At 62.9% G+C, this 385-nt stretch carries 1 protein-coding gene; it reads left to right on the top strand.

The features are described 5' to 3' along the window. The coding region (locus tag D7V77_RS44180; RefSeq protein WP_158624610.1) for a hypothetical protein at positions 1–385 on the top strand (385 nt) is incomplete at both ends.

Raw genomic sequence — 385 nt, 5'->3', positions numbered from 1 at the left:
GAGCTTTGGCGACAACGTTCTGGTGAGCCTCGGCGACCGCATCAACAAAGGCTCGTTCAACCTGCGCACGCAGTGCTTTTTTTTCGACCTCGCCGAGCAGGCCGAGCGTGCCGGCGGCCGGGTCGTTTTGCAGTGGGGCAACCAGGAGGTGCAGACCGCCAAGGCCTGGGACAACAGCAAAACCCGTGGTCCAGGGGGGATGTTGTGGGAGCTATGGGCCTACGGCATCGAGCCGAGCCAATTTTTTGCGGCAAGCAGCAGCTACGGCAAAGCGCTGCGCCATGCCCCGGTGGTCAGCCAGCTCGGTGAGGAGATCTTGTTGGTCCATGGCGGCCTTTGTCCGTCTGAGCGATCCCTGGCCGAAGAGCTGCGCTCGATGCAGCAG

The organism is Corallococcus sp. CA041A, assembly GCF_003612075.1.
GTDB lineage: Bacteria > Myxococcota > Myxococcia > Myxococcales > Myxococcaceae > Corallococcus > Corallococcus exiguus.
Note: the sequence above shows the minus strand (reverse complement) of the source record. Positions and strands in the feature narration are given on the sequence as shown.